The sequence below is a fragment of the Pseudomonas sp. HC1(2025) genome, assembly GCF_058742075.1.
On the sequence record NZ_CP196017.1, the window covers coordinates 2,775,035 to 2,799,184 of the forward strand.

Below are 24,150 nucleotides of genomic sequence, written 5' to 3' on the forward strand. Positions count from 1 at the left end.
TGCACCCCAGGCCACGGCATCAAAACCCAACCCTTCGCAAATCGCCGATTTGCGAAGCGGGCGAAGCCATGGCCGAAGAAAACAAAAACAACCCCACTCAACCTGTCTGCCAGGAACCTACACATGAATAACCGCATCAACAAAGTCGTCGCCAGTGCCAGCGTCATGGGGGCCGGTTTCATGCCCCTGTTTGCCCAGGCCGACTTCATCGCCGACAGCAAAGCCGCGCTGGAATTGAAGAACTACTACTTCAACCGCGACTACCGCGAATCCAGCGGGCAGAACAAGCGTGCCGAATGGGCACAGGGTTTTATCCTCAAGCTCGAGTCGGGTTTTACCGACGGTACCGTGGGCTTTGGCCTGGACGCGGTCGGGATGTTGGGCATCAAGCTCGATTCGAGCCCGGACAACTCCGGCACCGGGCTGCTGGCGCGCTCCAGCATGGCCGAGCCCGGCGCTCCCAGCTACGCCCGCCGAGCCCATGACAACTACTCCAAACTTGGCCTCACCGGCAAGGCGCGCCTGGCCAAGAGCGAGTTGCGCGTGGGTTACATGGTGCCAGACCTGCCGACCCTGCAGCCGAACCTGAGCCGCCTGTTCCCGCAGAGCTTCAGCGGCACGGCACTCACCTCCAAGGACATCGACAAGCTGACCCTGACCGCCGGTCAACTGGACCAGGTCAAGCAGCGCGACTCGACCCACTACGAGGACATGGGGCTTACCAGCCAATACGGCGCCTACAAAAGCAGCGCCAAGAGCGATGAATTCCGCTTCGCCGGCGGCGAATACGCACTCACGCCGACGACCTTCGTGACTTACCAGTACGCGCAATTGGAAAGCCTGTACCAACAGCATTACCTGGGCTTGAAAAACAGCCTCAAGTGGGGCCCGGGCACCCTGAAGACGGACATCCGCTACTTCAGCGCCAGCGAAGACGCCGCAGCCCTGGCCGGCAAGGTGGATAACCGGGCGCTGAGCACGCGCATCGGCTATGGCCTGTACGGCCACAACCTCAGCGGCGGTTACCAGGAGCAGTACGGTTCGACGCCGTTCACCTATGTGGACGGTACCAACACTTACCTGTTCAGCGAGTACCAACTGGCCAACTTCTCCCAGACCCGTGAGCGCGTGTGGCATGCCCGCTACGACTATGACTTCGCTGCGCTGGGCATTCCGGGCCTGCTGTTCTCCACGCGTTACGCCAAGGGCGATAACGCCAAGGTCATCGGCTTTGACGGCGAAGGGCGCGAGTGGGAGAGGGACTTGAGCCTGGGCTATGTGGTGCAGAGCGGTACGTTCAAGGACGTATCGCTGCGTTGGCAGAACGCCAGCGCCACCAGCAACTTCGCCCGTGACACCAACGAAAACCGAGTGATCCTGGGCTACACCGTGGCGCTCTGGTAGCGGTAATGGCGTGCAACAGCAGCCTGTTGCACGCCCAAGCAGTGCAAATGAGGGGATAGATCAGATGACGAGTTTGCCGTTGCGCCGGGCACTGCCCAGTCAACAACGTGTATCGGCGCGTGGCGTGAGTGATTTCATCGATGCGGTGAGCGCTGCGGGCCTGGAGTTACACAGTTTCATGCTGTACCGCGATGGCGCGGTAGTGGCCGAAGCGTTCTGGGCGCCTTATAGCGCCGCACGCTTGCATGTTCAGCACTCGGCGACCAAAAGCTGGGTGTCCATGGCGGTCGGGCTGTTGGTGGATGACGGTGTGTTGTCGCTGGATGCCAAGGTGGTGGACTTTTTTGCCGCCGATTGCCCGGCCTCCATCAGCGCTAACCTGGCGGCCATGACCGTACGGGATCTGCTGACCATGCGCACCGGGCATCGCCAGGGCATCTCCGGTGGCGCCTGGCGCGGGCGCACTGACAGTTGGGTGCGGTTGTTCCTCAATGAGCCGGTCGAAGACCCGCCAGGGCAGCGGTTCATCTATAGCAGTGCGTCAAGCTTCATGCTCTCGGCGATTGTCAGTGTGGTCAGCGGCCAGACGGCGTACGCCCTGTGCAACGCGCGCATCTTCCAGCCCATGGGCATGGGGCCCATCGAGTGGGACCTTGCACCGGGCGGCTTCAACACCGGGGGCAACGGCCTCAGTTGCCGCACCGAGGACTTGCTCAAGTTCGGCGTGCTGCACTTGCAACAAGGTCATTGGGAAGGGCAGCAATTGCTGTCCCGGGAATGGGTGGCCGACGCGACCCGTGGGCATGTCGACGATGTATGGATGGGCGCCTTCGATGGCAAGCGCTACCTGGGCCGTGACGAGTCGAGCGACGCGGCTGTCACGCGCCGCGAAGGCTACGGCTACCAGTGGTGGATGACCCTGCACGGTGGTTACTACGCCTCCGGAGTGTTTGGCCAGCAGTGCATCGTGTTACCGCGCCATAACGCGGTGATTGCCTTCACCGCCGGGCTGGCGCTGGGCGAGCGGCGCTTGCACAGCCTGCTGTGGGAGCATCTGGTGCCGGCGCTGGGTGTGCCCACTGACGGCGCGACGGATGCCGGGTTGGCGGCGCTGCTGGCGCGGCAACAGCGGCCCGTCATGTCTGGCGCCGCGAGTTCGCCGCGCCAGGCCGAATTCAGTGGCACGTTCGTCATGCAGGCCAACGAAGACCAGGTCAGCGAAGTGCGCCTGGAGTTTGGCCCAGAGCATTGTGATTTCTACCTCACCGACCCCCGTGGCACCCATTGCATTCGTGCCGGGCTCGTGGCCGGCATCGAAAGCCGGACCAGCATGACCGGCCACTATCTGCATCACCAATACCAGCCGGAGCTCACCCCGGTGGTGGCGCAGGCGCGCTGGACCGAAGCGGGGGTGTTGAGCATGACCTGGCAGTTTGTCGAGACGGCGTTTTGTGACCGGGTCACCTGCCGTATCGAACACGGCAGGTTGTCTGTGGACCGCAGCGTCAACGTTAACGCAGGCCCGTTGCAGCGCCCGACGCTGACCGGCCATCCCATCATTGCTTTGCAGGAGTCTCTATGAACGATCTTTCCCAGCCTTCAGCGCGCGTGAATCGCGGGTTCTGGGCGCCATTCACGCCGATGCGCCAGTTCCAGCAACAGCCGATGATGTTCGCCAGTGCCGATGGCATGTACTACACCACCACCGACGGGCGCCGTGTACTCGATGCAATGGCCGGGCTGTGGTGCGTCAATGCCGGGCACGGCCAGCCGAAAATCGTCGAGGCGATTCGCGAAGCGGCGGGGCGCCTGGACTTTGTCTCGTCATTCAAGATGAGCCACCCCCAGGCCCTGGAGATGGCCGAGCGCCTGATCGACGTCAGCCCCGCCGGCATGGAGCAGGTGTTTTTCACCAACTCAGGGTCTGAAGCGGTGGACACCGCGCTGAAGATCGCGCGGGCCTATCACCAGGCGCGTGGCGATTGCCGCCGGACCAAGTTTATCGGGCGCGCCAAGGGCTACCATGGCATGGGCTTCGGTGGGCTGTCGGTCTCTGGTATCGGCCGTCAGAAGCGTGACTTTGGCCCACTGCTGGGCGAGGTCTCGCACCTGCCGTTGCCCTATGACGCCGGCATGCGTTTCAGCGTCGGGCAGCCGCAACAGGGCGCCAGTTACGCCGATGCGTTGACACAGTTGCTGGATATCCAGGACCCGAGCACCGTGGCCGCCGTGATCGTCGAGCCAGTGACCGGCTCCGGCGGCGTTTATCCGCCGCCCCTGGGCTATTTGCAACGTTTGCGCGAGATCTGCACGCGGCACGGCGTGCTGCTGATTTTCGACGAGGTGATCACCGGCTTTGGCCGCGTCGGCGCCCCCTTTGCCGCGCAAGCCTTCGGCGTGCTCCCGGACCTGATCACCACCGCCAAAGGCCTGACCAACGGCGCGGTGCCCATGGGCGGCGTACTGGTCAGCGGTGCGGTGTATGAGGCGTTCATGGCCGGGCCGGCCACTGTCATCGAACTGATGCACGGCTACACCTATTCAGCGCACCCGCTGGCGTGCGCAGCCGGGTTGGCGACCCTTGAGGTGCATCGCGAATTGGGCCTCAACCAACACGTCAACGCCGTGAGTGGGCTGTGGCAGTCGAGTGCACTTGCGCTGCAGGGCGTCAGCGCGGTGCTGGACGTACGTGCTATCGGCCTGCTCTGCGCCGTCGAACTGGAGCCGCGCCCAGGGTTTCCAGGCGCACGGGGCAGCGAAGTTGCGCAGTGGTGTTTCGAGAATGGCGTACTGGTGCGCGGCTCGGGCGACACAATTGTGATTTCGCCGCCACTGCTCATCAGCCCGCAGGAGATTGCCCTGGTGTTCGACACCCTGGGCAGCGCCCTGAAACACGTTGCCTGAAGGGAGTGCAAGGGATGTCGGATCTGTTTGAGTTCTACATTGACGGCGCCTGGGTCAAGCCCCACGGCACCACCATCGAATCCGTGGTAAACCCGCGCACCGAGCAGGTGCTGGCACGCATCACCCTTGGCGACAGCCATGATCTGGAGCGTGCAGTCGGCGCGGCCAGGCAAGCGTTTGCGGGGTTCGCCGCCAGCTCGCTTAAGGCGCGTATCGAACTGCTGCAACGCATTATCGAAGCCTACAAGCGCCACAGCGAAGCGTTGATCGAAGCGGTTCATCTGGAGATGGGCGCGCCGCTGTCCCTGGCCCGCAGCGCCCATGTGCCGGCTGGCCTGGGCCACCTGATGCAGGCATTGGAAGTGTTGCGCGAGTACCGCTTCGAACGGCGCCTGGGCAGCACCCTGGTGGTGCGCGAGCCCATCGGCGTGTGCGGCCTGATTACGCCCTGGAACTGGCCACTCAATCAGCTCACCTGCAAGCTCGCGCCAGCGCTGGCGGTGGGCTGCACCGTGGTGCTCAAACCCAGCGAGCGTGCGCCGTTGTCAGCCCGGATCATTGCCCAGGTGCTGCATGAGGCCGAGGTGCCCGCAGGGGTATTCAACCTAGTCAACGGCGACGGCCCGGGGGTGGGCGCTGGGCTGGCGCGCCATGCCGAGGTGGACATGGTGTCTTTCACCGGCTCCACCCGCGCCGGCGTTGCAGTGGCCCAGGCGGCGGCACAGACGGTCAAGCGAGTGTCCCAGGAGCTGGGCGGCAAATCCGCCAACATCCTGCTCGACGATGCCAGCCTGCCCAGCGCAGTGCGCCATGGGGTGTTGGGCTGCATGCGTAACAGCGGCCAATCGTGCAATGCACCGACACGCCTGTTGGTGCCACGTGCACAGCAACAGGCGGTGATTGAGATTGCCCAGCACGTGCTCGCGCAGGTGTGTTACGACGACAGCAACCCCAGCACGGCCATTGGCCCTATCGCCAACGCCATGCAGTACGAACGGGTACAGCACATGATCGCCCAGGCCATTGCCCAAGGGTCGCGATTGGTCGCCGGGGGGCCAGGTCGGCCTGAAGGCGTTGAGCGTGGCTACTACGTGCAGCCGACGATATTTGCAGATGTCACCCCGGACATGCTGGTGGCGCGTGAGGAAATCTTCGGCCCGGTCCTGGCAATCATCCCGTATGACAGCGAAGCCGAGGCCATCGCCATCGCCAACGACAGCCCCTACGGCCTGTCCGGTTACGTCACCTCGGCCAGCCTTGAACGCAGCCTGGGGATTGCCCGTCAACTGCGTACCGGCATGGTCCACCTCAATGGCGCCCGCGCCGACCAGGCTGCACCGTTTGGCGGCTACAAACAGTCGGGCAACGGCCGCGAGTGGGGGGAGTGTGGGTTTGATGAGTATCTGGAGAGTAAGTCGTTGTTTGGCTACTAGCGGTTTGCGCAGGCGTTTTTCAGAGGCTGTCAGAATCGCCGAAGAACATTTTGACTAGGCTCTAGCGCTGTGTTCTCAGGCAGATAAGTTTCAGATATGCCCCCGTTTTGCCCCCAGGTGTATCAGTTTCTTGAGTGGCGATTTCCGACAGAATGTCGTCGTTGATCGCTCATCAAAGGGTGGCCCGGGCACGCTACGCGGTGGTAAGCATCACCAAGTTCATGCATGTCTTGGATCACCCCATGATATTGAACTGTTGGCCAATGGGCATCGACATGATGCCTTATCCCTTCTGCGTAAAATGGTGGCTTTGGGGGCATTTTCGCATCGTTGCGCAGGCGCGGCAGCACCCTCGTTGCACGGGTCCATACAAGTCGCGCCCGATAATTGAGCTGCGGTGGTTACACAAGCACGCAAGGCACAGTTAATGTTACTTCTCATTTACATTGACTGTCAGTCAGTCAGTGGATAGGATTTGCCTCCCAATCCGCTTGACGCCGTGTACAGAATGAACAACTGGCCGCTGATTCATCCCTCCCCAAGCTCGAAACCAAACTACTTTCGCCGCACCGCCCAGCAGTGTGCGGTGATCGCCTCTGCGCTAACCCTGTGTGCTTATCAAATGGCTCACGCTGATGACCTTGCGCAGCGCACGACCGAGAATGATCCAATCCCACCCGTTGCAGGTGTGGTCACCTTGCCGGCCACCAGTGTCACTGGGGTGAGCACCAAGGGAGGCGAATCCGGTCTCGTACACGGTTATGTTGCGGAACAATCCGGGTTGGGCAGCAAGACCGACACTTCGATCCTGGAAATTCCTCAATCCGTGTCGGTAGTCACGCGCGAGCAGATGGATACCCAGCAAATAAAAACGACCAGCCAGGCACTGCGCTATACGGCAGGCGCCAATAGCGAAAAATACGGGGCCTTCGGAGATCAGCTCGACTTCACAAAAATCCGCGGCGTCGAAGCCGATTACTATTTGGACGGGCTGCGCTTAATCAGTAACCCTGGCAGTTGGTCGCCCCAGGTCGATCCCTACACACTGGAGCGTGTCGAAGTATTGCGAGGACCGTCGTCCTATCTTTATGGGCAATCAACCGGCGGAGGCATAGTCAACCAGGTAACTCGCAAGCCCCAAGAGGTGGAGTCGCATGAGGTCACGACACAATTTGGCAGCTTCGGCCGTACGTTTCTTGGCGTGGATTCAACCGGTCCACTCGACAGTGACAGGACGCTGCTCTATCGCTTTACCGCGACAGGGTTGAAGGCGAATGACCAGATCGAAGATGTACACCACAAAAGGCTCTATCTTGCGCCTTCGCTGACGTGGCAGCCGACGGAGCAAACCTCTTGGACTGTCCAGCTTGTTCACTCTCGGGAGCCCGAAATACCGAACTACAACTCTTTGCCAGCCAATCTGCTTGGGCTGAATAAAAGTCCCTATCCATCAATAGATCGGGACAGGAACTACCGGGATATGTCGTTTGATGACTCGTCCCGTGAACAGAATTACATCAGCTCCAACTTCACCCACTCTTTCGACAACGACTGGAAGGTGACGAGCACTATGCGCTACATGCATATCGCCTCGGATTTGCAAAGAAGCGTTGTCTACGGGTATTCGGTGGTCAATGGCAAGCCACTGCTAAAAAACACTTATGAGATTTCCCCTTCCAGTTCCAATACGTTCTCGATGGACAACTATGTCAGTGGCAGCCTCCAACTCGGGGCTACTAAGCACGACGTTATCGTGGGTGCCGATTTTGCCTCGGGCACTGTAACCAGTGCCCTCTATAGCAGTGGCCCTTATCTTGTTGACCCCTACGGCTCGGACTATCGCCCGCATGTCAAACCAGACTTCACGGCAAGCCGCGCAGCACCTTGGTCCGAGAAACAGGAGTTCGATCGCTTGGGCGTCTATGTACAGGATCAGATTTCTTATGACCGATGGCGTCTGACGTTGGGCACACGCTACGATAAATCCGAAACAGACGACGTGACGCGAAGTTATTCCCCTACTTCGGTCTCCACCAAGATGAACAACGGGAAGTGGTCGGGGCGAACAGGCCTGAGTTACCAGTTTGATAACGGCATTTCTCCCTATGTGAGCTATGCCACGTCTTTTAATCCGTTGATAGGCAGCGGTTACAACGGGAGTGCGTTCGTCCCGACTGAAACGACACAAACGGAGATAGGCATCAAGTTTCACCCCGCCGACTCCAGAACATTGCTGACGGCCGCCATTTACAATCTGGAACAGACCAACGTCAAAACCGCCGATGCGGCCCATCTGGGGTTCAACACCCAGGCGGGCAAGGTGCGCAGCCGTGGTGTCGATCTTTCAGCCACTGCCGAGCTGGTCGAAAATCTTAATCTGCTTGCCAGTTACAGTTACCTGGATAACGCCTTGGTCCAGGATACGACCTACCAAGGCAACAGCCTGACACAAACTCCCCGACACAGCGCTGCCCTGTGGCTTGATTACCTCATAGGGCGCGGATCTTTGTCCGGCCTGAAAATCGGAGCAGGCTCGCGTTACCTGGGCGCGTCGTACGGCGATCCAGCGAACACGTTCAAGGTTCCGGCGGTCACGCTTTTTGATCTGGCGTTGAACTATGAACTGGGTTCAATTGCGCCTTCGCTTGAAGGCGCTTCGCTGGCGCTCAATGTCAGCAACCTGACTAACAAGGAATACGTCGCAAGTTGTACCTCTGCCCTGTATTGCTTTGTCGGGCAGGATCGCACGGCCACCACTTCTCTCACTTACCGCTGGTGAGCCAAATGGGCGATGTTCTGTATTCAAGGCGCCGTGTTCTGGGGCGCCTGATGGCGGCTGGAATGTTGATCAGCCTTTCTCGAAGTCTCACCGCTGCGCCCGCATGTGTGTCATTCAAGGATGTTGCTGACCGTGATGTACACATAGATCGACCTGTGAGGCGGATGCTGCTGGGGGACGGCACGCTGGCTTACGTCTTGGCGGTGCTGCTTCCGGACCGGCCATTTGCTGATGTTGTGGGTTGGGGCGAGAACTTCAAGGCTGCGGACCTGGATGGCTATCGGGCATATCTGCGGAAGTTTCCCGAGATGGGCCGCATTCCATCGTTTCCGGCCGCGACGCTCGACTCCATTGGTAGCGAATTAGCGATTTCGTTGGCGCCGGACGTGGTGATCATGAACCTCAGTTCAAAGGCCGCCGCCGAGTCGTCGGGCCTGATGGCACGGTTGACACAGGTGGGCATTCCGATCGTGTTCGTTGATTTTCGCACCAAGATGTTTGATAACACCGTGCGAAGCGTGCAGATCCTCGGTGCACTGCTTGGGCGAACCGATCGTGCCGACGAATTCCTGCGTTTTCGCCAAGAGCAGATCGAACGTGTCACGGTGCCATTGGAAAACGTTCGAATGCGGCCTCGTGTAATGGTCGAGCGTGCCGCAGGTCTGTATGACGACTGCTGCCTGACTTACGGCGAAGGCAATTTCGGTGAGCTTGTGACAGTCGCTGGAGGTGACAACCTCGGTTCTCATTTCCTGCACAGTACTTTTGGTACCTTGCATCCCGAGCAGGTTATTGCCAGCGACCCGGATGTCATCCTGGTGACCGGCGCAAATTGGTCGCTTTATTCGCCTGCGGGAGACTGGGTCAACCTCGGACCCGGCGCCGACTCCGCGCAAGGGCTCGCGCGTTTGCGCCGGTTGATGCGCCGGCCGGCATATCGTTCGTTGTCGGCGGTGAAGGCGGGGAGGGTCCACGCCATCTGGCATCCCTTCTATGACAATCCGTATTACTTTGTCGCACTGCAGCGGATAGCAAAGTGGCTTCATCCCGAACTCTTCGCATCGCTGGATCCGGACGCTACGTTTCGCGAGTTCCACGCGCGTTTTCTTCCGGTTCCTTATCAGCCCGGTTATTGGCTGAGCCTGGATGGAGCATCACTATGACGAAGCAAGCCATCGGCACACAGGCCGAACTCACCCGCGGGCGGAGCTTATACAGCCGCCTGGCGAAACGCCGCTTGAGCATGATCGTCGGCATTGGCCTGCTTACCCTTGTGTTTTTCATGATCGACCTTTCCATAGGCCCGGCGCATTACAGGTTGATGGAGCTGCTGTCCGTCTTGATGCAAGACGCGTCGTCGAGCCAGGTGAGCGTGATACTTTGGGACATCCGACTACCCGTGGCGCTATCGGCTCTGGTCGTCGGCGCGAGTCTGTCGATTGCGGGTTTGCAAATGCAGACAGTGCTCGGCAACCCCCTGGCGAGCCCGTTCACCTTGGGCTTGTCGGCCGCGGCGAGTTTTGGCGCCGCACTCGGTCTGATATTGGGGGTAAGCGTTCTGCCTGCTTCGGCTGTCGCCTACGCCATCCCCGTCAATGCGTTCCTCGTTTCGATGGCAGCGGCCTTGTTCATTCATCGCCTGAGTCGCAAACGCGGTATCACCACCGAAATGATCATACTGTTGGGCACGACCCTGGTCTTCACGTTCTCGGCACTGCTGGAGGCGCTGCAGTACATCGGTCCCGAACAGGCGCTGTCTGCTGTCGTCTTCTGGACAATGGGCAGTCTTTCGCGTGCTACGTGGCCCAAGCTCGGCATCATGAGTGTCATTCTCCTGATCGTATCGTTTACGTTCGCCCGCCAGTCCTGGGCGTTGACGGCATTACAACTCGGAGAGGCCCGGGCGACGGCTTTGGGGATTCCCGTAGCGCGCCTGCGCCTGCGCGGCATTCTGCTCAGCAGTCTGCTCGCCTCTATCTGCGTCTCTTTTGTGGGCACCATCGGGTTCGTTGGATTGGTGGGGCCGCATATTGCCCGAATGCTGGTAGGCGAGGACCAGCGCTTTCTCCTCCCGGCCTCTGCGCTATGTGGGGCATGCATGCTGTCGGCGGCCTCGGTACTGAGCAAATCGCTGGTCGCCGGGCAAACCCTGCCGATTGGAATAGTGACATCCCTGGTGGGCGTGCCCTTGTTTTTTGCGTTGATTCTGCGAGCGAAGACGCGATGACTGCACTGCTCAACATCGCTGACGTGTCGGTAGCCTTCGACGGCCATACGGTATTGCAGAACGTCAGCTTCGGGCCCATGGCAGCGGGTAGCATCACGGCGCTGCTGGGTTCGAACGCTGCCGGTAAGTCCACGCTGCTGCGCCGGATTGCGGGCGAGTTGGGTGGCGCAGGCACCGTGACTGTGGCAGGGCAGGCTGTCGAGACCTGGTCCATTCATCATCGCAACCGCCCCGCACACGTCCCCCAGGATATTTCCATGAACTCCTCGCTGCGAGTGTTTGAAGCAGTGCTGCTTGCGAGCAAGCAGGGCAGCGGCTGGGGCGTTGATGGCAGTGAGTTGGATGAGGTCACCCGTATGCTCCAGACGCTGGAGATTAACGTGCTCGCCGACCGCGAGCTGGCCGCATTGAGCGGTGGCCAACGGCAACTTGTATCGATTGCCCAGGCAATGATCCGCGCACCCAGTGTCTTGTTACTGGATGAGCCCACGAGCGCACTGGATTTGCAAAACCAGTTCGATGTGCTCGATTTATTGCGTCGGTTGGCGCGAGCGCGCTCGATGTGCGTCGTCATGGCCATTCACGACATCAATCACGCATTGCGCTTCGCGGACCACGTGGTGGTCCTTCATCAAGGGCGGGTGCATGCCACCGGCCGCCCCCTCGATGTCCTGACACCGGCGTTGCTGGAAAAAGTCTACGGCGTGCAAGCGCGCCTCGAATACTGCTCGCAAGGGGCTCCATTCCTGATTGTGGATCGGTCTTTGCGAGCACCGAATTCCATGACGAGCACCCTACAATGACCAGACCACTCAAGAAACTCATCCTGTTGGCCATGCCCAGCATTCATGCTGGCGCTTGGCGCTATCCGGGTGCCATACCCGACTTCCACAGACGCTTCGAGCACATGAAGTGGTTCGCCAAAACCCTTGAGAAGGGTCGGTTTGATGGACTCTTTCTGCCTGACTCACTTGCGGTTCGCGCAGGTTCCGTCGACACGCTCATGCGAAGCTCCAGCGTGGTTACGCTTGATCCATTGACACTGCTTCCGGCGTTGGCGGCAGTGACGCGGCACATCGGGCTGATCGCAACCGCCAGTACCACCTATAACGAACCGTACATGCTCGCGCGCCGCCTGGCCTCACTGGATGTCATCAGTGCAGGTAGGGCTGGGTGGAATCTGGTCACGTCGAGTAATCCGAACGAGGCAGCCAATTTCGGCGCGCAGTCCCACCTTGAGCATGGCGCAAGGTACCGCCGCGCCCGAGAGTTCTCGCAGGTGATGGAGGGGCTTTGGGAAAGCTGGGAGGCGGATGCCTTCTGCATGGATGCAGCCAATGGCATCTACTTTGACCCTGCCAAGCTGCATACACTCAATCACCAAGGCCCTCACTTCGCGGTGAAAGGCCCGCTCAATGTAGCTCGACCTGTTCAGGGGCGCCCCGTCATAGTACAAGCCGGTGCGTCCGAAGCGGGGCGGCAGATTGCGGCAGAGACGGCCGAAGTCATTTTTACTTATCAGACCGATCTTGCATCTGCGCAGGTTTTCTATGCTGACATGCGATCACGAGCTATGGCAGCAGGGCGCACGGATGCGGTGAAAATCGTTCCCGCAGTCCTTGTCGTATTAGGCGACAATCTTGAGCAGGCGCAACGCAAAAGATCGAGGCTGGATGAGCTGGTAGATGATCAGAGTTGCCTCGCGACGCTCTCCATTGCGTTGGGGCACGACATTTCTGCCTACGATCCGGCAGGCCTACTGCCTGAAATACCCGAGAGCAATGCGAGCAAGAGCGGCCGTGATCGTGTGGTGCGGCTCGCGGCGCGGGAAAACTTAAGCGTTCTTGAGTTGGCAAGGCGGGTCTGCGGTTACCAGGGCCTGGAAATGGTGGGGACCGCCGAAATGGTCGCTGACCAGATGGCACTGTGGCTGCAGCAGGAGGCCGCCGATGGATTCAACGTCATGTTCTCCCACCTACCGGGAGGCGCGAGCGAGTTCGTGGCGCAGGTCGTTCCGCTCCTGCAGAAGCGCGGGCTGCTCAGAAGGCGTTACGAAGGACGCTGCTTCCGGGAAAACCTGGGCCTGGTCAAGCCGTAGCCTGGTTGTTCTTTGGGCGGTACTTCAGGGGCTGTTGGCGTGCAGGGTGAACGGTGCCCTTGCCTGGAAGCAGGGCACCTACCGGTGTTGACGATGCGCAGACGAAAGGGAGAGCACCAACCGCGCTTCGTAGTGGGCCCCGTTTTAGCGCTGTTACGTTGAAGGTTCGAACAGCCCATCACGAGTGGACGAGAATACATCCAGGTCGTGCTGATACCGGGTGTGCCCATCGACAGCCAGTTCAACCAATATACGTCCAAACAATGGCGCGTATTTGAAGGCTCGGCCTGACTCCATAACGCACATCGAGGCGCCGGCATGGAATGACTGCTGGCCGGGTGCCGTCGGGATACGCCCGATCACCAGCTTGCCGTCCGGGCTCATCGAGTAAAGGCATGTCCCCGCATGCTGGTATTGAGTGGCGTCGACGGCATTGGGGGCAATCAGTTGATCCAGGTGCGCAACGAGTTCCTCCATCAATCTTGGGTTCACGCCCGGTTGAATTGCTGACGGCGCATCGTAAGTGTCGTAGGTGTAGTCGGCGCTCATTTTTACCATGTTGTGCCGGTCTGGCGAGAAGTCCAGGGGTGGGAAGCCGTAAAACGTACCTTGGTCGCTTGCATCGATATTCCCGAACTCAAACCAGATAGGAATCTTCGGAGGGTTTTCCTTGAGTGGCCAATAGGCGTAACTCATCTTCCAGATCTTCCAACCGGGCGCTTGCTTGAGACCAAAGCCCTTCAACACCGAATCTGCCCATACTCCCGGGCAAGTGATCAAATGTTTTCCGTGGACGGTCACGGAGCGACCATCAGCCTCAGTCAGCAGCGTATAGCCAGCCTGGTCCTTAAGAGGGGCGACCTGGATCACGGCATGCTTATCCAATACGTGCAGGAGGTCCGTCTGCCGGGCGGCGAATAGAAAAGTCCTGGCCGCTTCCTGCACGTTGATGGACGCGCTTGCCGCTTGCACCAGGCCTACGTAGTCGTCAGGCATGGCTGCCAGATTGAACATCGGAAATCTTTTGTGAATAGCGGCGGGGGAGTCCAGGTATTCGTAGGGCATGCCCATGCTATCCATGGTGTGTTTGATGTGTTGCACGTTACCTTCGGTAGTCATCGGCGCATCCCGATGGCCAAAGAAGATAAGGTCGTCCGAAGCAAGCAGGTTTTTTCCGCTCGCGCGCTGCAGTTCTGTCCATATTGCAAGTGACGCTTCGGCCAGCCGGGCTTCGGACTCGTTGTCTTGCATCAAGCGGAACATTCGCTCCAGGCCTTTGGAACTATTGGTGTCGTTGCCTATTCCGTACTGATCGACAACCAATGTTTTTAATCCTCTGGCTGTCGCATAGTAAGCGCTGGCGAGACCGAGTATTCCTCCGCCGATGATTAATACATCGTAGTGTGTCTCTGGCGTATTGGGGGACATCGTATCTTCCTGATAATTAGAGTGGGCGACAAAAAACGTCACTGCAATTAGTTATATTTTGGGGTTCGTCAGGTAATCGAGCGGCGTTATACGCGCGTGGGTCGTAGTGACTCGGTTGTAATAGAAGTCCCGGTTACTGCGTGACGCGTCAAGCAAATTAAATACGTTGGAAGAATAGATCTTCCAGATAAGTTGGGTATGTGCGAGATCTTTAAAGTTTAAATGCTTGTGATGGGCCAGCGGTGCCGCCAAGTTATAACAAACCCACAGCTATCCCCTTCATTGTCCTCTTATGTCTAAACCGCGAAGCTGCGCGCGTCTATATCAGCGTGGATAGACGGATCGTGCCGTTGGGATACGTCGAGGTCTACATTATTTCCGGCATGAAAATAGGTTCGCGATAACAGTGTGGGAATATTGCATCCCAGCAGTTCTGCCCGTTTGATCAATTCGCCGGTCTTGGTACCGATCAATGCCCCTGTATAGTTGTTTGCCTGATCCTGTGTCATCGCACGAAAAACATCAGGGAACGATCGCTCGATGCTGTCACAGATAACCGCTCCGGCGTTGCTTACATAATCAGGAACATAACCAACCCCACGCGCCAGAAGCCTCGCTTCTGCTTGAGTACTGTCAAACGGTGTGTTGGAGCTACTGATAACCCAGCGCGCGCGTATACGTTCAACCGTGGGCAGATCAAGGATTCTGGAGAGGGACGCAATGCACAGCACATCCGGGGCGCTTGACCAGAAATCCTCCTCGCTCAACATGCACAGGCCGGCCGGAATATCGCTAATGGGCTTTACGTCGAAGCCGATCACGTTGTACCCATGGGCGAGACATTGCCTGGCAACTTCAAAGCCCACCTTGCCCATGCCGTGAATGGCTACAAGAGGCGTTCCGTTGATTCTCGGAGAGCACTTCAGTACCGCCTTCAGGGCACTCCAGACACCAAATCCGGTGGCAATTGACGTGCTGATCTGAGGGCTGTCCATGGCATCCAGAATCCACGGGGTGGATTTTCTCAGGTACGTCATATGCGCACTGCTTGTATTGATGTCACACCCTGTGTACATCGAGCCGGCATAGCGGTTCAGGGTTTCTCCGATGGCATCGAATACGTGTGGGGCCTCATCAGGTAGCGCACTGCTATTTACGACGATTTTCCCGCCGCTGAAGCCGGTTCGATAAAAACCATGTTTCAGATCCATCGCACTTGCCAACATGATTGCTTCATCTTTTTGATGTGACAGTGTTTTATATCGACTCCAACGGATACCTCCATTGCTGGGCATCGCATGCCGGTGGGGCGAGCAGGCGATGGTGAATGAACTCTGACTGTCTACCACTACAGTTTCGACTTCATAGACACCGAACGTTGGATGAGTGATGGTTGCCATGACTATGCGTTCCCTTCTTTAGGATGAATGTGAATGCTGTTAGCGGCGCCGGCATCCGTCAGGCATGTACATAGGCCCGACGGTGTGGGATCAGCCAGGAAGTCAGATACGTTCAACACGACCCCGAGTTCGGAGTCTGCAAATGCAATCAGTTGGAACGCCGCCAAGGAATCCCCGCCATCGTCACTGAACAACTGATACTGGCTGGATGGAGGCGTCCCGGTGACCTTCTCCCAAAGTGCGGCAGCGGCCTGTGCAACGCTGTTGTACCTTCGCGACTCAGGCTGCTGTGCGGGTTCGGCCGTACGAGGTGTGCTGCCCTGCGTCTCAAGCGTCACGCCGTGACGTTGTCGGTCGAAGGGGTAGGGCGTTAACGGGATGGTTCTGGCTGGCAGGTTCCACGCCGGGCGCCAGTCAATGTCCACACCGGCCATCCAGATTTTCTGAAGCGCGGTATGCCACACCTCATGCTCTGGCGATTTGTCTCGCTCGCCACGCATCGTGCGAATCGCGGTGTCTCGCGGCCGCAGTGCCATTGTCAAGGCCGTCAAGGTCGTGCCGGGGCCCACTTCGACAAATAGCGTCCCTTCACGAACCGCAATGGAGGTAAGCGCCTCCAGGTATCTCACCGGCTCACGCGCGTGCCGCGCCCAGTAGGCTCCGTCGAGGCGGTCTGACGAGTCGAATGCTGTGCCGTGCAGGGTCGAGTGGAAGCGAATATCCGAAGGCGCCGCCTTGGCGGTCGGCGCGGCGGCTGCCAGTTCGTCCAGGATGGGGGCCATCATGGACGAGTGAAACCCATGGGATACCGTCAAACCACGGCAACGTATGCCGAGGCTGGTCAATGAGCGCTGTATGCGCTCGATCGCGGCCTTGGTACCGGAGAGAACGCAGGCCTCTGTGGCGTTGACGGCGGCTAGCGAAACGTCGTCCGCGAGCCAATCCCGGCAGGCTTGCTCACTCATGGAGACGGCGAGCATGGAGCCAGCTGGCAATTCAGACATCAACCTGCCCCGTCGAGCAGCGAACAGCAGTGCTTCTTCGGCGGTCAGCATTCCGGCGATGCAGGCGCCTGCGATTTCGCCCACGCTGTGACCGACGATTGCGTCAGGTACGACGCCGTGCCGAATGAGGAACCGGGCCATCGCGATTTGAACTGCAACGAGCGCGGGCTGTGCCGTCGCGGTATCGGTCAGGTCGGTGTCAGCATTTCCATCCAGCAGGAAGGAGACATCGACATCCGCTTGTTCTCGCAGCAGACGTACCAAGGCATGAAGATCACTTGCGAAATGTCGGTTCGACTTGGCCAGGCCGGTGGCCATGCCGAGGAACTGACTGCCCTGGCCCGGGAACTGGAAAACGATGTCCGGCTTGCGGCGGCCGGTATCGCGTACCGGGTCAGCGACCTGCAGTGCGCCGTCCTTGTCCGCACACAAGGTTGCGCGATACCTGAGCGCTCGACGCGTGGTTTGGGCGCTCCACGCCGTGCGGTCCGCGGGGAGCCCGGCGAGTTCTGCGCGGTAGGCCCGTATCAACCTGTGGCAGGCAGCCTCGCTTTGCCCGGTTACGGGAATGACTGAAGGAAAATCGGTCGCGGCGGTCGTCGTCTCATCGAGAGCTTGTGGCGAACGCGCCAGCACTACGTGCGCATTTGTCCCGCCGATTCCAAAAGCACTGACCCCAATGGCACTGCGACTATCCGTTGTATGCCACGGCTCAGCGATTGCGGGAAAGTAAAACGGGCTGGTATCCAATGCTATCGAAGGGTTTACCTCGTCCATGTGGATCTGTGGCGCTATGAAACCATGCTGGATCTGGAGCACGGCCTTGATCAGCCCTGCCATGCCCGCGCATGTTTCCAGGTGCCCTACGTTGGCCTTCACTGAGCCAAGTGCGCAGGAGTTGTGTCCTTTCCCGGGCATTGCAAACAGGTCGTTCAATGCGTTGAACTCAATGGGATCACCGGCAATTGTCCCGGTCCCGTGCGCCTCCATCGCCCGCATGTCCATGGGCGTGAGATGGGCATCGAGCATGGCCGCGCTGATCACGCGTCGTTGTCCGTCGACGCTGGTGGTGGTGAAACCCACCTTGCGGGCGCCATCGTTGTTGACGGCGCAGCCTTTGATTACGGCTAACACGCGTTGCCCCTCAGCGAGCGCCAGGGATAACGGTTTCAGAACCACTAGCGCGACACCGCTGCCAAACACCGTCCCTGTCGCTTTGCTGGAGAAAGGCATGCAGTGGCCATTCTGTGCGTAGATCATGCCTCGCTGAGTCCGGTAAGGTGCACGTTGCGGAAACCGCAACGTGCATCCACCGGCCAGCGCTACTCGACATCGCCCTGCGCGTAAGGCCTCGACGGCCTCTGCGACGGCGACGAGCGATGTAGCGCAGGCTGCCTGCACACCGAGTACCGGCCCCTCTATGCCCAGGTGCCACGCCGCCCGCGTGACCAAGTAGTCCTTATCATTGGTAATTTGCAGCTCGAACCCTGACGGCTGGAATTTTTCCATGAGGTCGGACGCTTGCAAGTGGCCAAGGTAGGCTGAGCTACTGCAGCCGGCAAACAAACCGGTGTCGGGCATTTGCCCGGGCTTGATACCGCTATGCTCGAGCGCATGCCACGCGCACTCGAGGAATAGTCGGTGCTGAGGGTCCATCAAGGCTGCATCACGATGACCCACGCCAAAAAACGTGGCATCGAATGACAGTACGTTGTCATTCAACGGTGCGGCAAATGGCATGGTCTGCGCATCGGTAGGCGTATCACCGAGTTCGATTACCGACTCGACGCCGTTCACCAGGTTGTGCCAGTACTGCTCAAGGGTGTTGGCGCCAGGAAACCTGCAAGCCATACCAATGACTGCAATGTCGCGGTCCACGTGCTGATCGTACATGCGACCTCCGAATTCAATCAGTCGTGTATCCGCGGCGTACCCGGCCCTGAATCGCTTCGTCGGCCGCTTCGATCGGAATCAGCAATACAAAGGCCCGATAGCGCTCGCGCGGGACCTCTTGATACAGTTGCCGTACCCCAATCATCCCGGTCACCTCACCGGTGACACCGGTGGCAAACAATGATTGCCATCGCCCTTGCCAAATGGCGGATGAATTCCAGACCCCCGCTGTCTCGATTCTGCCCAAGCGTGTATCTGCGGTTTCCCGATAATAGGAGATCACGTCTTTATCCAGGCTTGCGATCTTCCAACCTTCGCCGCTGATGGTGCCGATTTCGACGCCGTCATCCCCGATCCATCGATCAATATGCGAGTTGACATCGCCCACAGTGGGCCTGTCGTCAGCCTGTGCCTTGAACTGAATATCGCTGAGTTCAAGCAGTGGCAGCATGACGAAGCGATCGGTGCCTATGCGCTCTGCGACAATCTGCCGGGCTTTGTTGAGCCCGTCGGGAAGGTCCAATTGAGCTCTGGCCAGATCGGCCAGGCTCACCAGATTTGACATCATGTCCTGTTCATTAATGGGCATAGCATTAGCTCCTTGTCGTTTGACGCTCGTTATCGAGCAACTGCCGGCCCCGCTCGCGGTCGGCGTCGCTGCCGGCGTCGGGGAAGATGGTGACTACACTGGCCTCCTTGTCGAGTTCAGAGGCGACGTTACACGCGACGATCCAGTTGGCCGCGGCCGAACCGCCAATTGGGATGCCGGTTTCCTCGAAGAACCGGAACATGGCTTTGAGAGACTCCTCATGTGAGACGGTCTGGAACGGCACTTCGTAGGGAATCAACGAGACAAACGGTTGCCGGAACCCGAAACCAAATCCTCCTGCGCCTGCGAATCTGGCAGTTCGGTTTGGAGGTTCCATCGTGCCAAATGGCAGTTCGCGAGGCGTGCACCCGACGACGCGCAGGTCCTGGTTTTGCTGCGCCAGCGCTGCGTATACGCCGGCAAGCGTACCTCCAGTGCCGATGGCTGCTACCCAGGCATCGGGGCGTCGGCCGTCGAGCTGACGGCAGATCTCGGCGCCGGTGTGATACTGATGCACCGATGTGTTTACCAAGTTCAGATGCTGGGATAGCAAGGTCCAGCCTGGCTCCGTGCAGGCGATCTGCTGGCTGCGGGCGATGATGCCAAGCAGAAAATGGCTGCTGTCCACCTTCGTGACAATCGCGTTGCTATCGCTCAAGGATTGAAGCAATACCTCTGGCGCTGAGTCGGGTATCACCACGTGCACGGGCAGGCCGCATAGATGCCCCAAATGAGCTAAAGCCTTGGCCATGTTGCCACCCGACGAATCAAGAAGCTTGAGCGGGCCCTGATCAAAGTCGTGAGCATTGATCGCATCACAAAACAAGCCGAAGGCCACGCGATCCTTGATCGACCCGGAAGGGTTCTTCGACTCCAGCTTGGCGAAGATTCGACCTCCGTTCTGTGGCCCCGGCACTTCCACGAGCGGGGTGTTTCCCAGCGACGCACTGAAGTCCCTGAGTTGGGGAAACATATCCAGCGCTTTGGCAGGGCTGGGAGCTGCTGATTGAGCATTGAAAAGGTCGAAATCCATGACAAATTTCCCATTACGCGTTTGGATTGAATGAACGTAGAGGTCACGCCGTACGAGAGGGGCCCAGGATGGTGTCCACTACCAACGGCTCATTGCCGAGAAAGTAGAAGTGCCCGCCTGGAAAAACCTCTAGCACTGGATGTTTGGGCAGCAATTGAGACCACTCGAAGAACTGCTTTCTGTCGATCAACGGATCGTTGTCGCCCGCGAATAGGCGGGTCGTGGGTAAGTCACCCACCGGCAACTTCGCAAGCTTTTGAAGAAGCGCCAGGTCTTGACGAACAGCTGAAGCAACAACCGTCTGAGCGGTGTCAGCGGAGGTGCTCAACTCGGGCACTTCGCCAAGCCCCATCGCACGCTCTGCAAGCTGGTCGACATCCTGCTGTGATTGAAGGATTGTCTGCAGCGACACCGGTGCCATCTGAGACGACAGGATGAGTTGAGCCACCCTGAATCTCGACGATGCCAGGGAGGACGCTATATGCAGTGCGAGCAAGGCGCCCATGCTGTGCCCAAAGAGTGTGGTGGGCGCGATGCCAAGAAGACTGGCCAACCCCCTCATGCAGCGTTGGATAGCTGCGTGTGGGTCGCTCCAGTTCACTGTCGCGTTGCTCGTGCCTGGTTGAGGGTATTGCATTATTACGAGGTCCACGTCCGCAGGCAGGTGGTCTCGCCACGCTCTATAGAACTCGGAACTACCGCCAGCGTGAGGGAACACAACCAGTTGATGTCGCACAGGCACTGAGGCCGCGAAGCTAAATCTAATGGCACCTTCGGCCTGGGCTTGTATGAGCTTCATAGCTCACCCGACCCGGATGCTTGTGCTTCGCTTTGGCGCTCGCCGTAGATTTGAGCGCGTAGAGACGCGCGGTCAATTTTGCCGATGCCTTTGCGCGGAATCGCCTCTATCAGGACTAGCCTCTCCGGCAGTTTGAATTGCGCTATACCAACAATCTCCAGGTGCCGTCGGACTTCGGATAACGAAAGCTGTTCTCCTTCGTGCACTACGGCAAACAGGCAAGGCACTTCGCCGAAGCGCTGGTCGGATATACCCACCACCGCGACGTCCTGGATCTTCGCGTGCTGTTTAGTAAGCGCTTCAATCTCTTCCGGGCTGAATTTTTCTCCACCGCGATTGATTGAGTCGGTCAATCGCCCATCGATATAGACGTTGCCCGCCGAATCAAGGTGGGCCATGTCGCCGGTTCGGTAATACCCGTCTTGCGTGAAGGCGCGGGAAGTCGCCAGCGGATTGTTGAAATACGAAGATATGGTGTAGGGGCCGCGGGTGATTAATTCACCCGATTGGCCAAGCGGGACCGGCGTGCCGTCGCTGTCCACAATCAGGACCTCATCTTGCTCGGACAACGGGCGGCCCTGTGAGTTGAATCGGACGCTGTCCGAATCAGTCCCGCGGGTGAAGCAAAGAAGCCCTTCGCTCATCCCGTAGCACTGCTGGATACGCATCCCTAACCTTGATTCAGCAAGGGCTGCGAGATCAGCAGGCAGGCGCGACCCACCGACTTGAATGTGCCTTAATGTCTGAGGTGCAATCCCTTGCTGATTCACTCGATCAAGCCACTGGGCCAGTAATGCTGGAACCAGCGTCGAATGTGTTACTTCATGGTTTGTTATCAGTCTCAAAGCCGTTTGCGCGGACGTGTCCGGGGACAGAACCACGGTTCCCCCGCAAAGGAGGGTGCCGAGAATGCCTGGGCAGTTGATGACAAAACCGTGAGATATGGGCAGCACCGCCAGATAGGAGGAGGAGTGACTGAGTTCGAATACCCGGCAAGCTTCAGCGATCATGTAGCTGTAGCCTGCGTTTTTTCTAGCGATGGGCTTCGGGAGTCCTGTCGTCCCGCTCGACAGCAGCATCATCGCTGTATCTTCTGCACCCATCTGTGTCGCGCGCAGTTCATGCGCTGACGCGTTGTCACATGACGCTGAGCAGAATTCCCTGAGCGCTAGCCAGTCTGAATTGTCGCCGTTGTCAGGCTCATCAATAAGACCCAGCACCACGTCCAAACCTTCTTCACGACTGACAGTGCTGGCCACACCCACTGCGCTGAAGCGACGGTTACCTTTGGTCATGGCCATGACACGAGGCCTGACCATTTTCAGGACGTGTCGCAATTCTTGTTCGCGATAGGCGGGAAGGAGTGGCACTGGAGCCGCGCCGGTTATCAGCGTCGCAAGCATCAAGATGACAGCATCGGCGCAGTTGGGTAACTGAAACGCGACATGATCGCCTTTCGAGATGCTTAGGGCTCGCAGCCGTGCGGCTGTAGAGGCAACTCGCGACTTCAATTGCGCATAGGAAATAATTTCGCCATCGGCAATTAAGGCAGGTGCATCTCCGCCCTTGTTTAGGACCACGGCCAACTGTTCGTTCAGTGATGCAGGATGAGGACTCATTTCGTACCCCCGGCACGAGGGCCGTCAGTTGCGTGTGCTGACTCGATCAGTCGCTCAAGCTCTCGCAAGGTATGGTCATGCGTATCCCAAAGCGAAAATCCGCCACATCCCAACTGCTCCAGCATCAGTTGCAACTCCAGCGTTTCCGCCGAGCTCAGGCCCAGATCAGTGCGCAGCCTCCAGTCACCGGCGGCTGACGCGAGCAGCTCGGGCGGTAACCCTATTTCCTTCAGCAGCACAATTACCTGTGTCGACGTCATTCCTTGAACTCCAGATTAATCCTTAATGAGAATTATTAACTCATGACTGCCGGTCAGTCAACAAGGCGTTTATGAGTTTTTTTGGGTCGCAGGAAATGAAGGGGGCAACACAGGATTCGCGGCTTTTGTGAGTTCTACCGAAGAAGGCGAAGTGGTACGCAGGCAAGTGCTGCGCCTTGAGCCTGGGACGAGCGTTAATGTAGGTCGCGATTACAGCGAATCGGCGAGGACTTGAGTTAACGCGGATCGCTGCAACGCCCGACGGGCACGAGAACGACGAATTGACGCTGGATATGGGGGCGGACGCAGCGACGAACCTGAATCGCCTGGGCGGAAAAACGCCACTGACGCCGATAAAACGATCACGTAACGTTCCGCAAGGTCAGGGAAGAGGCGGCCACCGGGGTTAAAGCGGAGTCGATAGGTGCCGCTTTGGAGATAACGCTTGCCACTGATTTTCAACATCAGCCGCCGGGCTTTCAGTTGGACTCCTCAGCCACGTTAATCAGGCGAAGGCACACGGAGGTAACATCACGAGCAAATTGCTCACAATCGGTGCCCTCATTAGCGATCGCATCATCGGTGACCCCATGCACGCCGGCATAGATTATCAAGGCCGTGATTCGGGGCTGATCAAATCGCCAGGTGCCTGCTTCATTGCCTCCCAGCAGAATGTCTTGCAACTGTTCCAGGATGGCATTTTTTTCTTGATTGCTACGATTGTGGTGATGGTGGTTTGTGTAAACGATGTCGTGCGTTCTATACGTTTCGACATAGGCAATAACGTTTGTATGGATCCAGGTGCGCAGGCGCGCCAGCCAATCTCCGGGAGCGCACTTATCCACCTCTTCCTCAAGACGACGCAGGAACTGCGCGGTGTAACGTTGCCCCATCGCTTCAAGCAACTCATTTTTGGAAGAAAAGTAAATATAAAAAGTACCCTTCGCTACCTGCGCCAGTTCGGCGATCCCGTCAATGGTAGTGGCTTCGACGCCCTGCGCTAAAAACAGCGTTTCTGCGGCGGCCATCAATTCATCGAGGCGTATGTGCGCAGGCTTGGTTCGCGGCGTTTTCGAGGTGGGTGGCTCGACTTGGCTTTTCTTATATTTCATCGCTGTTTGGGGCCCTGCATAAAAGTTGACTGGCTAGGAGAGGAAGAGGCATCTGTACGAGCCTTTCAGCCCTGACTATCGGTCGGTCAATTGTATCTTGGCGACGGCATCAAGCGAAGTCTTCTTGTTGACTGACTGTCAGTCAGTGGATAGGATCAAGGTAAGTTC

At 58.6% G+C, this 24,150-nt stretch carries 18 protein-coding genes; 9 read left to right on the forward strand and 9 right to left on the reverse strand.

The features are described from left to right. The first annotated feature begins 123 nt into the window (after positions 1–123). The 9 genes from ACSSVH_RS12600 to ACSSVH_RS12640 all read left to right on the forward strand — a co-directional run bounded on the left by ACSSVH_RS12600 (position 124) and on the right by ACSSVH_RS12640 (position 12,845). Entirely contained in the window at positions 124–1,404 is a 1,281-nt protein-coding gene (locus tag ACSSVH_RS12600; protein WP_169951502.1) for an OprD family porin, read from the forward strand. A 64-nt stretch (positions 1,405–1,468) separates the two neighbouring features. Next, entirely contained in the window at positions 1,469–2,986 is a 1,518-nt protein-coding gene (locus ACSSVH_RS12605) for a serine hydrolase domain-containing protein (RefSeq protein WP_492634637.1), read from the forward strand. Then, entirely contained in the window at positions 2,983–4,308 is a 1,326-nt protein-coding gene (gene aptA / locus ACSSVH_RS12610) for an omega-aminotransferase AptA (RefSeq protein WP_492634638.1), read from the forward strand. The genes ACSSVH_RS12605 and aptA overlap by 4 nt, the downstream gene beginning before the upstream one ends. A gap of 14 nt (positions 4,309–4,322) precedes the next feature. Then, positions 4,323–5,741, forward strand: coding sequence for an aldehyde dehydrogenase family protein (locus tag ACSSVH_RS12615; RefSeq protein WP_492634639.1), 1,419 nt, complete (start codon positions 4,323–4,325; stop codon positions 5,739–5,741). Between the two features lie 508 nt (positions 5,742–6,249). Next, the gene (locus tag ACSSVH_RS12620; protein WP_492634640.1) at positions 6,250–8,520 is read left to right on the forward strand and encodes a TonB-dependent siderophore receptor; all 2,271 of its coding nucleotides are present in this window, start codon (positions 6,250–6,252) and stop codon (positions 8,518–8,520) included. 5 nt (positions 8,521–8,525) lie between these two features. Continuing rightward, on the forward strand, positions 8,526–9,683 hold the full coding sequence (locus ACSSVH_RS12625; RefSeq protein WP_492634641.1) for an ABC transporter substrate-binding protein: 1,158 nt from the start codon (positions 8,526–8,528) through the stop codon (positions 9,681–9,683). After that, positions 9,680–10,747 (forward strand): FecCD family ABC transporter permease, encoded by a 1,068-nt coding sequence (locus ACSSVH_RS12630; RefSeq protein ID WP_170041448.1) that lies wholly within the window; start codon positions 9,680–9,682, stop codon positions 10,745–10,747. The genes ACSSVH_RS12625 and ACSSVH_RS12630 overlap by 4 nt, the downstream gene beginning before the upstream one ends. Continuing rightward, positions 10,744–11,550, forward strand: coding sequence for an ABC transporter ATP-binding protein (locus tag ACSSVH_RS12635; RefSeq protein WP_492634642.1), 807 nt, complete (start codon positions 10,744–10,746; stop codon positions 11,548–11,550). The genes ACSSVH_RS12630 and ACSSVH_RS12635 overlap by 4 nt, the downstream gene beginning before the upstream one ends. Next, entirely contained in the window at positions 11,547–12,845 is a 1,299-nt protein-coding gene (locus ACSSVH_RS12640) for an LLM class flavin-dependent oxidoreductase (protein WP_492634643.1), read from the forward strand. The genes ACSSVH_RS12635 and ACSSVH_RS12640 overlap by 4 nt, the downstream gene beginning before the upstream one ends. 153 nt (positions 12,846–12,998) lie before the next feature. Here ACSSVH_RS12640 and ACSSVH_RS12645 read toward each other — a convergent pair whose 3' ends face one another. The 9 genes from ACSSVH_RS12645 to ACSSVH_RS12685 all read right to left on the reverse strand — a co-directional run bounded on the left by ACSSVH_RS12645 (position 12,999) and on the right by ACSSVH_RS12685 (position 23,982). Then, a complete protein-coding gene (locus ACSSVH_RS12645; RefSeq protein ID WP_492634644.1) occupies positions 12,999–14,273 on the reverse strand; it encodes an FAD-dependent oxidoreductase in 1,275 nt (424 codons plus the stop codon). Between the two features lie 296 nt (positions 14,274–14,569). Then, entirely contained in the window at positions 14,570–15,673 is a 1,104-nt protein-coding gene (locus ACSSVH_RS12650) for a Glu/Leu/Phe/Val dehydrogenase (RefSeq protein ID WP_169951521.1), read from the reverse strand. Between the two features lie 2 nt (positions 15,674–15,675). Beyond that, the gene (locus ACSSVH_RS12655; RefSeq protein ID WP_492634645.1) at positions 15,676–18,570 is read right to left on the reverse strand and encodes a type I polyketide synthase; all 2,895 of its coding nucleotides are present in this window, start codon (positions 18,568–18,570) and stop codon (positions 15,676–15,678) included. Between the two features lie 13 nt (positions 18,571–18,583). Further along, positions 18,584–19,159 (reverse strand): allene oxide cyclase barrel-like domain-containing protein, encoded by a 576-nt coding sequence (locus ACSSVH_RS12660; RefSeq protein ID WP_169951525.1) that lies wholly within the window; start codon positions 19,157–19,159, stop codon positions 18,584–18,586. A gap of 4 nt (positions 19,160–19,163) precedes the next feature. Then, positions 19,164–20,192, reverse strand: a complete 1,029-nt coding sequence (locus ACSSVH_RS12665; protein ID WP_169951527.1) for a pyridoxal-phosphate dependent enzyme — start codon at positions 20,190–20,192, stop codon at positions 19,164–19,166. Positions 20,193–20,235: 43 nt separating this feature from the next. After that, a complete protein-coding gene (locus ACSSVH_RS12670; RefSeq protein WP_170041444.1) occupies positions 20,236–20,991 on the reverse strand; it encodes a thioesterase II family protein in 756 nt (251 codons plus the stop codon). Then, positions 20,988–22,610, reverse strand: coding sequence for an AMP-binding protein (locus tag ACSSVH_RS12675; RefSeq protein WP_492634646.1), 1,623 nt, complete (start codon positions 22,608–22,610; stop codon positions 20,988–20,990). Before ACSSVH_RS12675 ends, ACSSVH_RS12670 begins: the two co-directional genes overlap by 4 nt. Beyond that, positions 22,607–22,870 (reverse strand): hypothetical protein, encoded by a 264-nt coding sequence (locus ACSSVH_RS12680; RefSeq protein WP_170041442.1) that lies wholly within the window; start codon positions 22,868–22,870, stop codon positions 22,607–22,609. The genes ACSSVH_RS12675 and ACSSVH_RS12680 overlap by 4 nt, the downstream gene beginning before the upstream one ends. Positions 22,871–23,349: 479 nt before the next feature. Beyond that, positions 23,350–23,982 carry a TetR/AcrR family transcriptional regulator gene (locus ACSSVH_RS12685; RefSeq protein ID WP_169951535.1) on the reverse strand — a complete coding sequence of 211 codons (633 nt, stop codon included), beginning with the start codon at positions 23,980–23,982 and terminating at the stop codon, positions 23,350–23,352. Positions 23,983–24,150: the final 168 nt, after the last annotated feature.

What these genes read in the sequence shown, in the direction of transcription:
- ACSSVH_RS12630 (WP_170041448.1), top strand. Translation starts at nt 9,680, where the DNA reads ATGACGAAGCAAGCCATCGGCACACAGGCCGAACTCACCCGCGGGCGG.
- ACSSVH_RS12635 (WP_492634642.1), top strand. Translation starts at nt 10,744, where the DNA reads ATGACTGCACTGCTCAACATCGCTGACGTGTCGGTAGCCTTCGACGGC.
- ACSSVH_RS12685 (WP_169951535.1), bottom strand. Translation starts at nt 23,982, where the DNA reads ATGAAATATAAGAAAAGCCAAGTCGAGCCACCCACCTCGAAAACGCCG.
- ACSSVH_RS12600 (WP_169951502.1), top strand. Translation starts at nt 124, where the DNA reads ATGAATAACCGCATCAACAAAGTCGTCGCCAGTGCCAGCGTCATGGGG.
- ACSSVH_RS12675 (WP_492634646.1), bottom strand. Translation starts at nt 22,610, where the DNA reads ATGAGTCCTCATCCTGCATCACTGAACGAACAGTTGGCCGTGGTCCTA.
- ACSSVH_RS12645 (WP_492634644.1), bottom strand. Translation starts at nt 14,273, where the DNA reads ATGTCCCCCAATACGCCAGAGACACACTACGATGTATTAATCATCGGC.
- ACSSVH_RS12660 (WP_169951525.1), bottom strand. Translation starts at nt 19,159, where the DNA reads ATGCCCATTAATGAACAGGACATGATGTCAAATCTGGTGAGCCTGGCC.
- ACSSVH_RS12680 (WP_170041442.1), bottom strand. Translation starts at nt 22,870, where the DNA reads ATGACGTCGACACAGGTAATTGTGCTGCTGAAGGAAATAGGGTTACCG.
- ACSSVH_RS12615 (WP_492634639.1), top strand. Translation starts at nt 4,323, where the DNA reads ATGTCGGATCTGTTTGAGTTCTACATTGACGGCGCCTGGGTCAAGCCC.
- ACSSVH_RS12605 (WP_492634637.1), top strand. Translation starts at nt 1,469, where the DNA reads ATGACGAGTTTGCCGTTGCGCCGGGCACTGCCCAGTCAACAACGTGTA.
- ACSSVH_RS12640 (WP_492634643.1), top strand. Translation starts at nt 11,547, where the DNA reads ATGACCAGACCACTCAAGAAACTCATCCTGTTGGCCATGCCCAGCATT.
- ACSSVH_RS12665 (WP_169951527.1), bottom strand. Translation starts at nt 20,192, where the DNA reads ATGGATTTCGACCTTTTCAATGCTCAATCAGCAGCTCCCAGCCCTGCC.
- ACSSVH_RS12620 (WP_492634640.1), top strand. Translation starts at nt 6,250, where the DNA reads ATGAACAACTGGCCGCTGATTCATCCCTCCCCAAGCTCGAAACCAAAC.
- ACSSVH_RS12655 (WP_492634645.1), bottom strand. Translation starts at nt 18,570, where the DNA reads ATGTACGATCAGCACGTGGACCGCGACATTGCAGTCATTGGTATGGCT.
- aptA (WP_492634638.1), top strand. Translation starts at nt 2,983, where the DNA reads ATGAACGATCTTTCCCAGCCTTCAGCGCGCGTGAATCGCGGGTTCTGG.
- ACSSVH_RS12650 (WP_169951521.1), bottom strand. Translation starts at nt 15,673, where the DNA reads ATGGCAACCATCACTCATCCAACGTTCGGTGTCTATGAAGTCGAAACT.
- ACSSVH_RS12625 (WP_492634641.1), top strand. Translation starts at nt 8,526, where the DNA reads ATGGGCGATGTTCTGTATTCAAGGCGCCGTGTTCTGGGGCGCCTGATG.
- ACSSVH_RS12670 (WP_170041444.1), bottom strand. Translation starts at nt 20,991, where the DNA reads ATGAAGCTCATACAAGCCCAGGCCGAAGGTGCCATTAGATTTAGCTTC.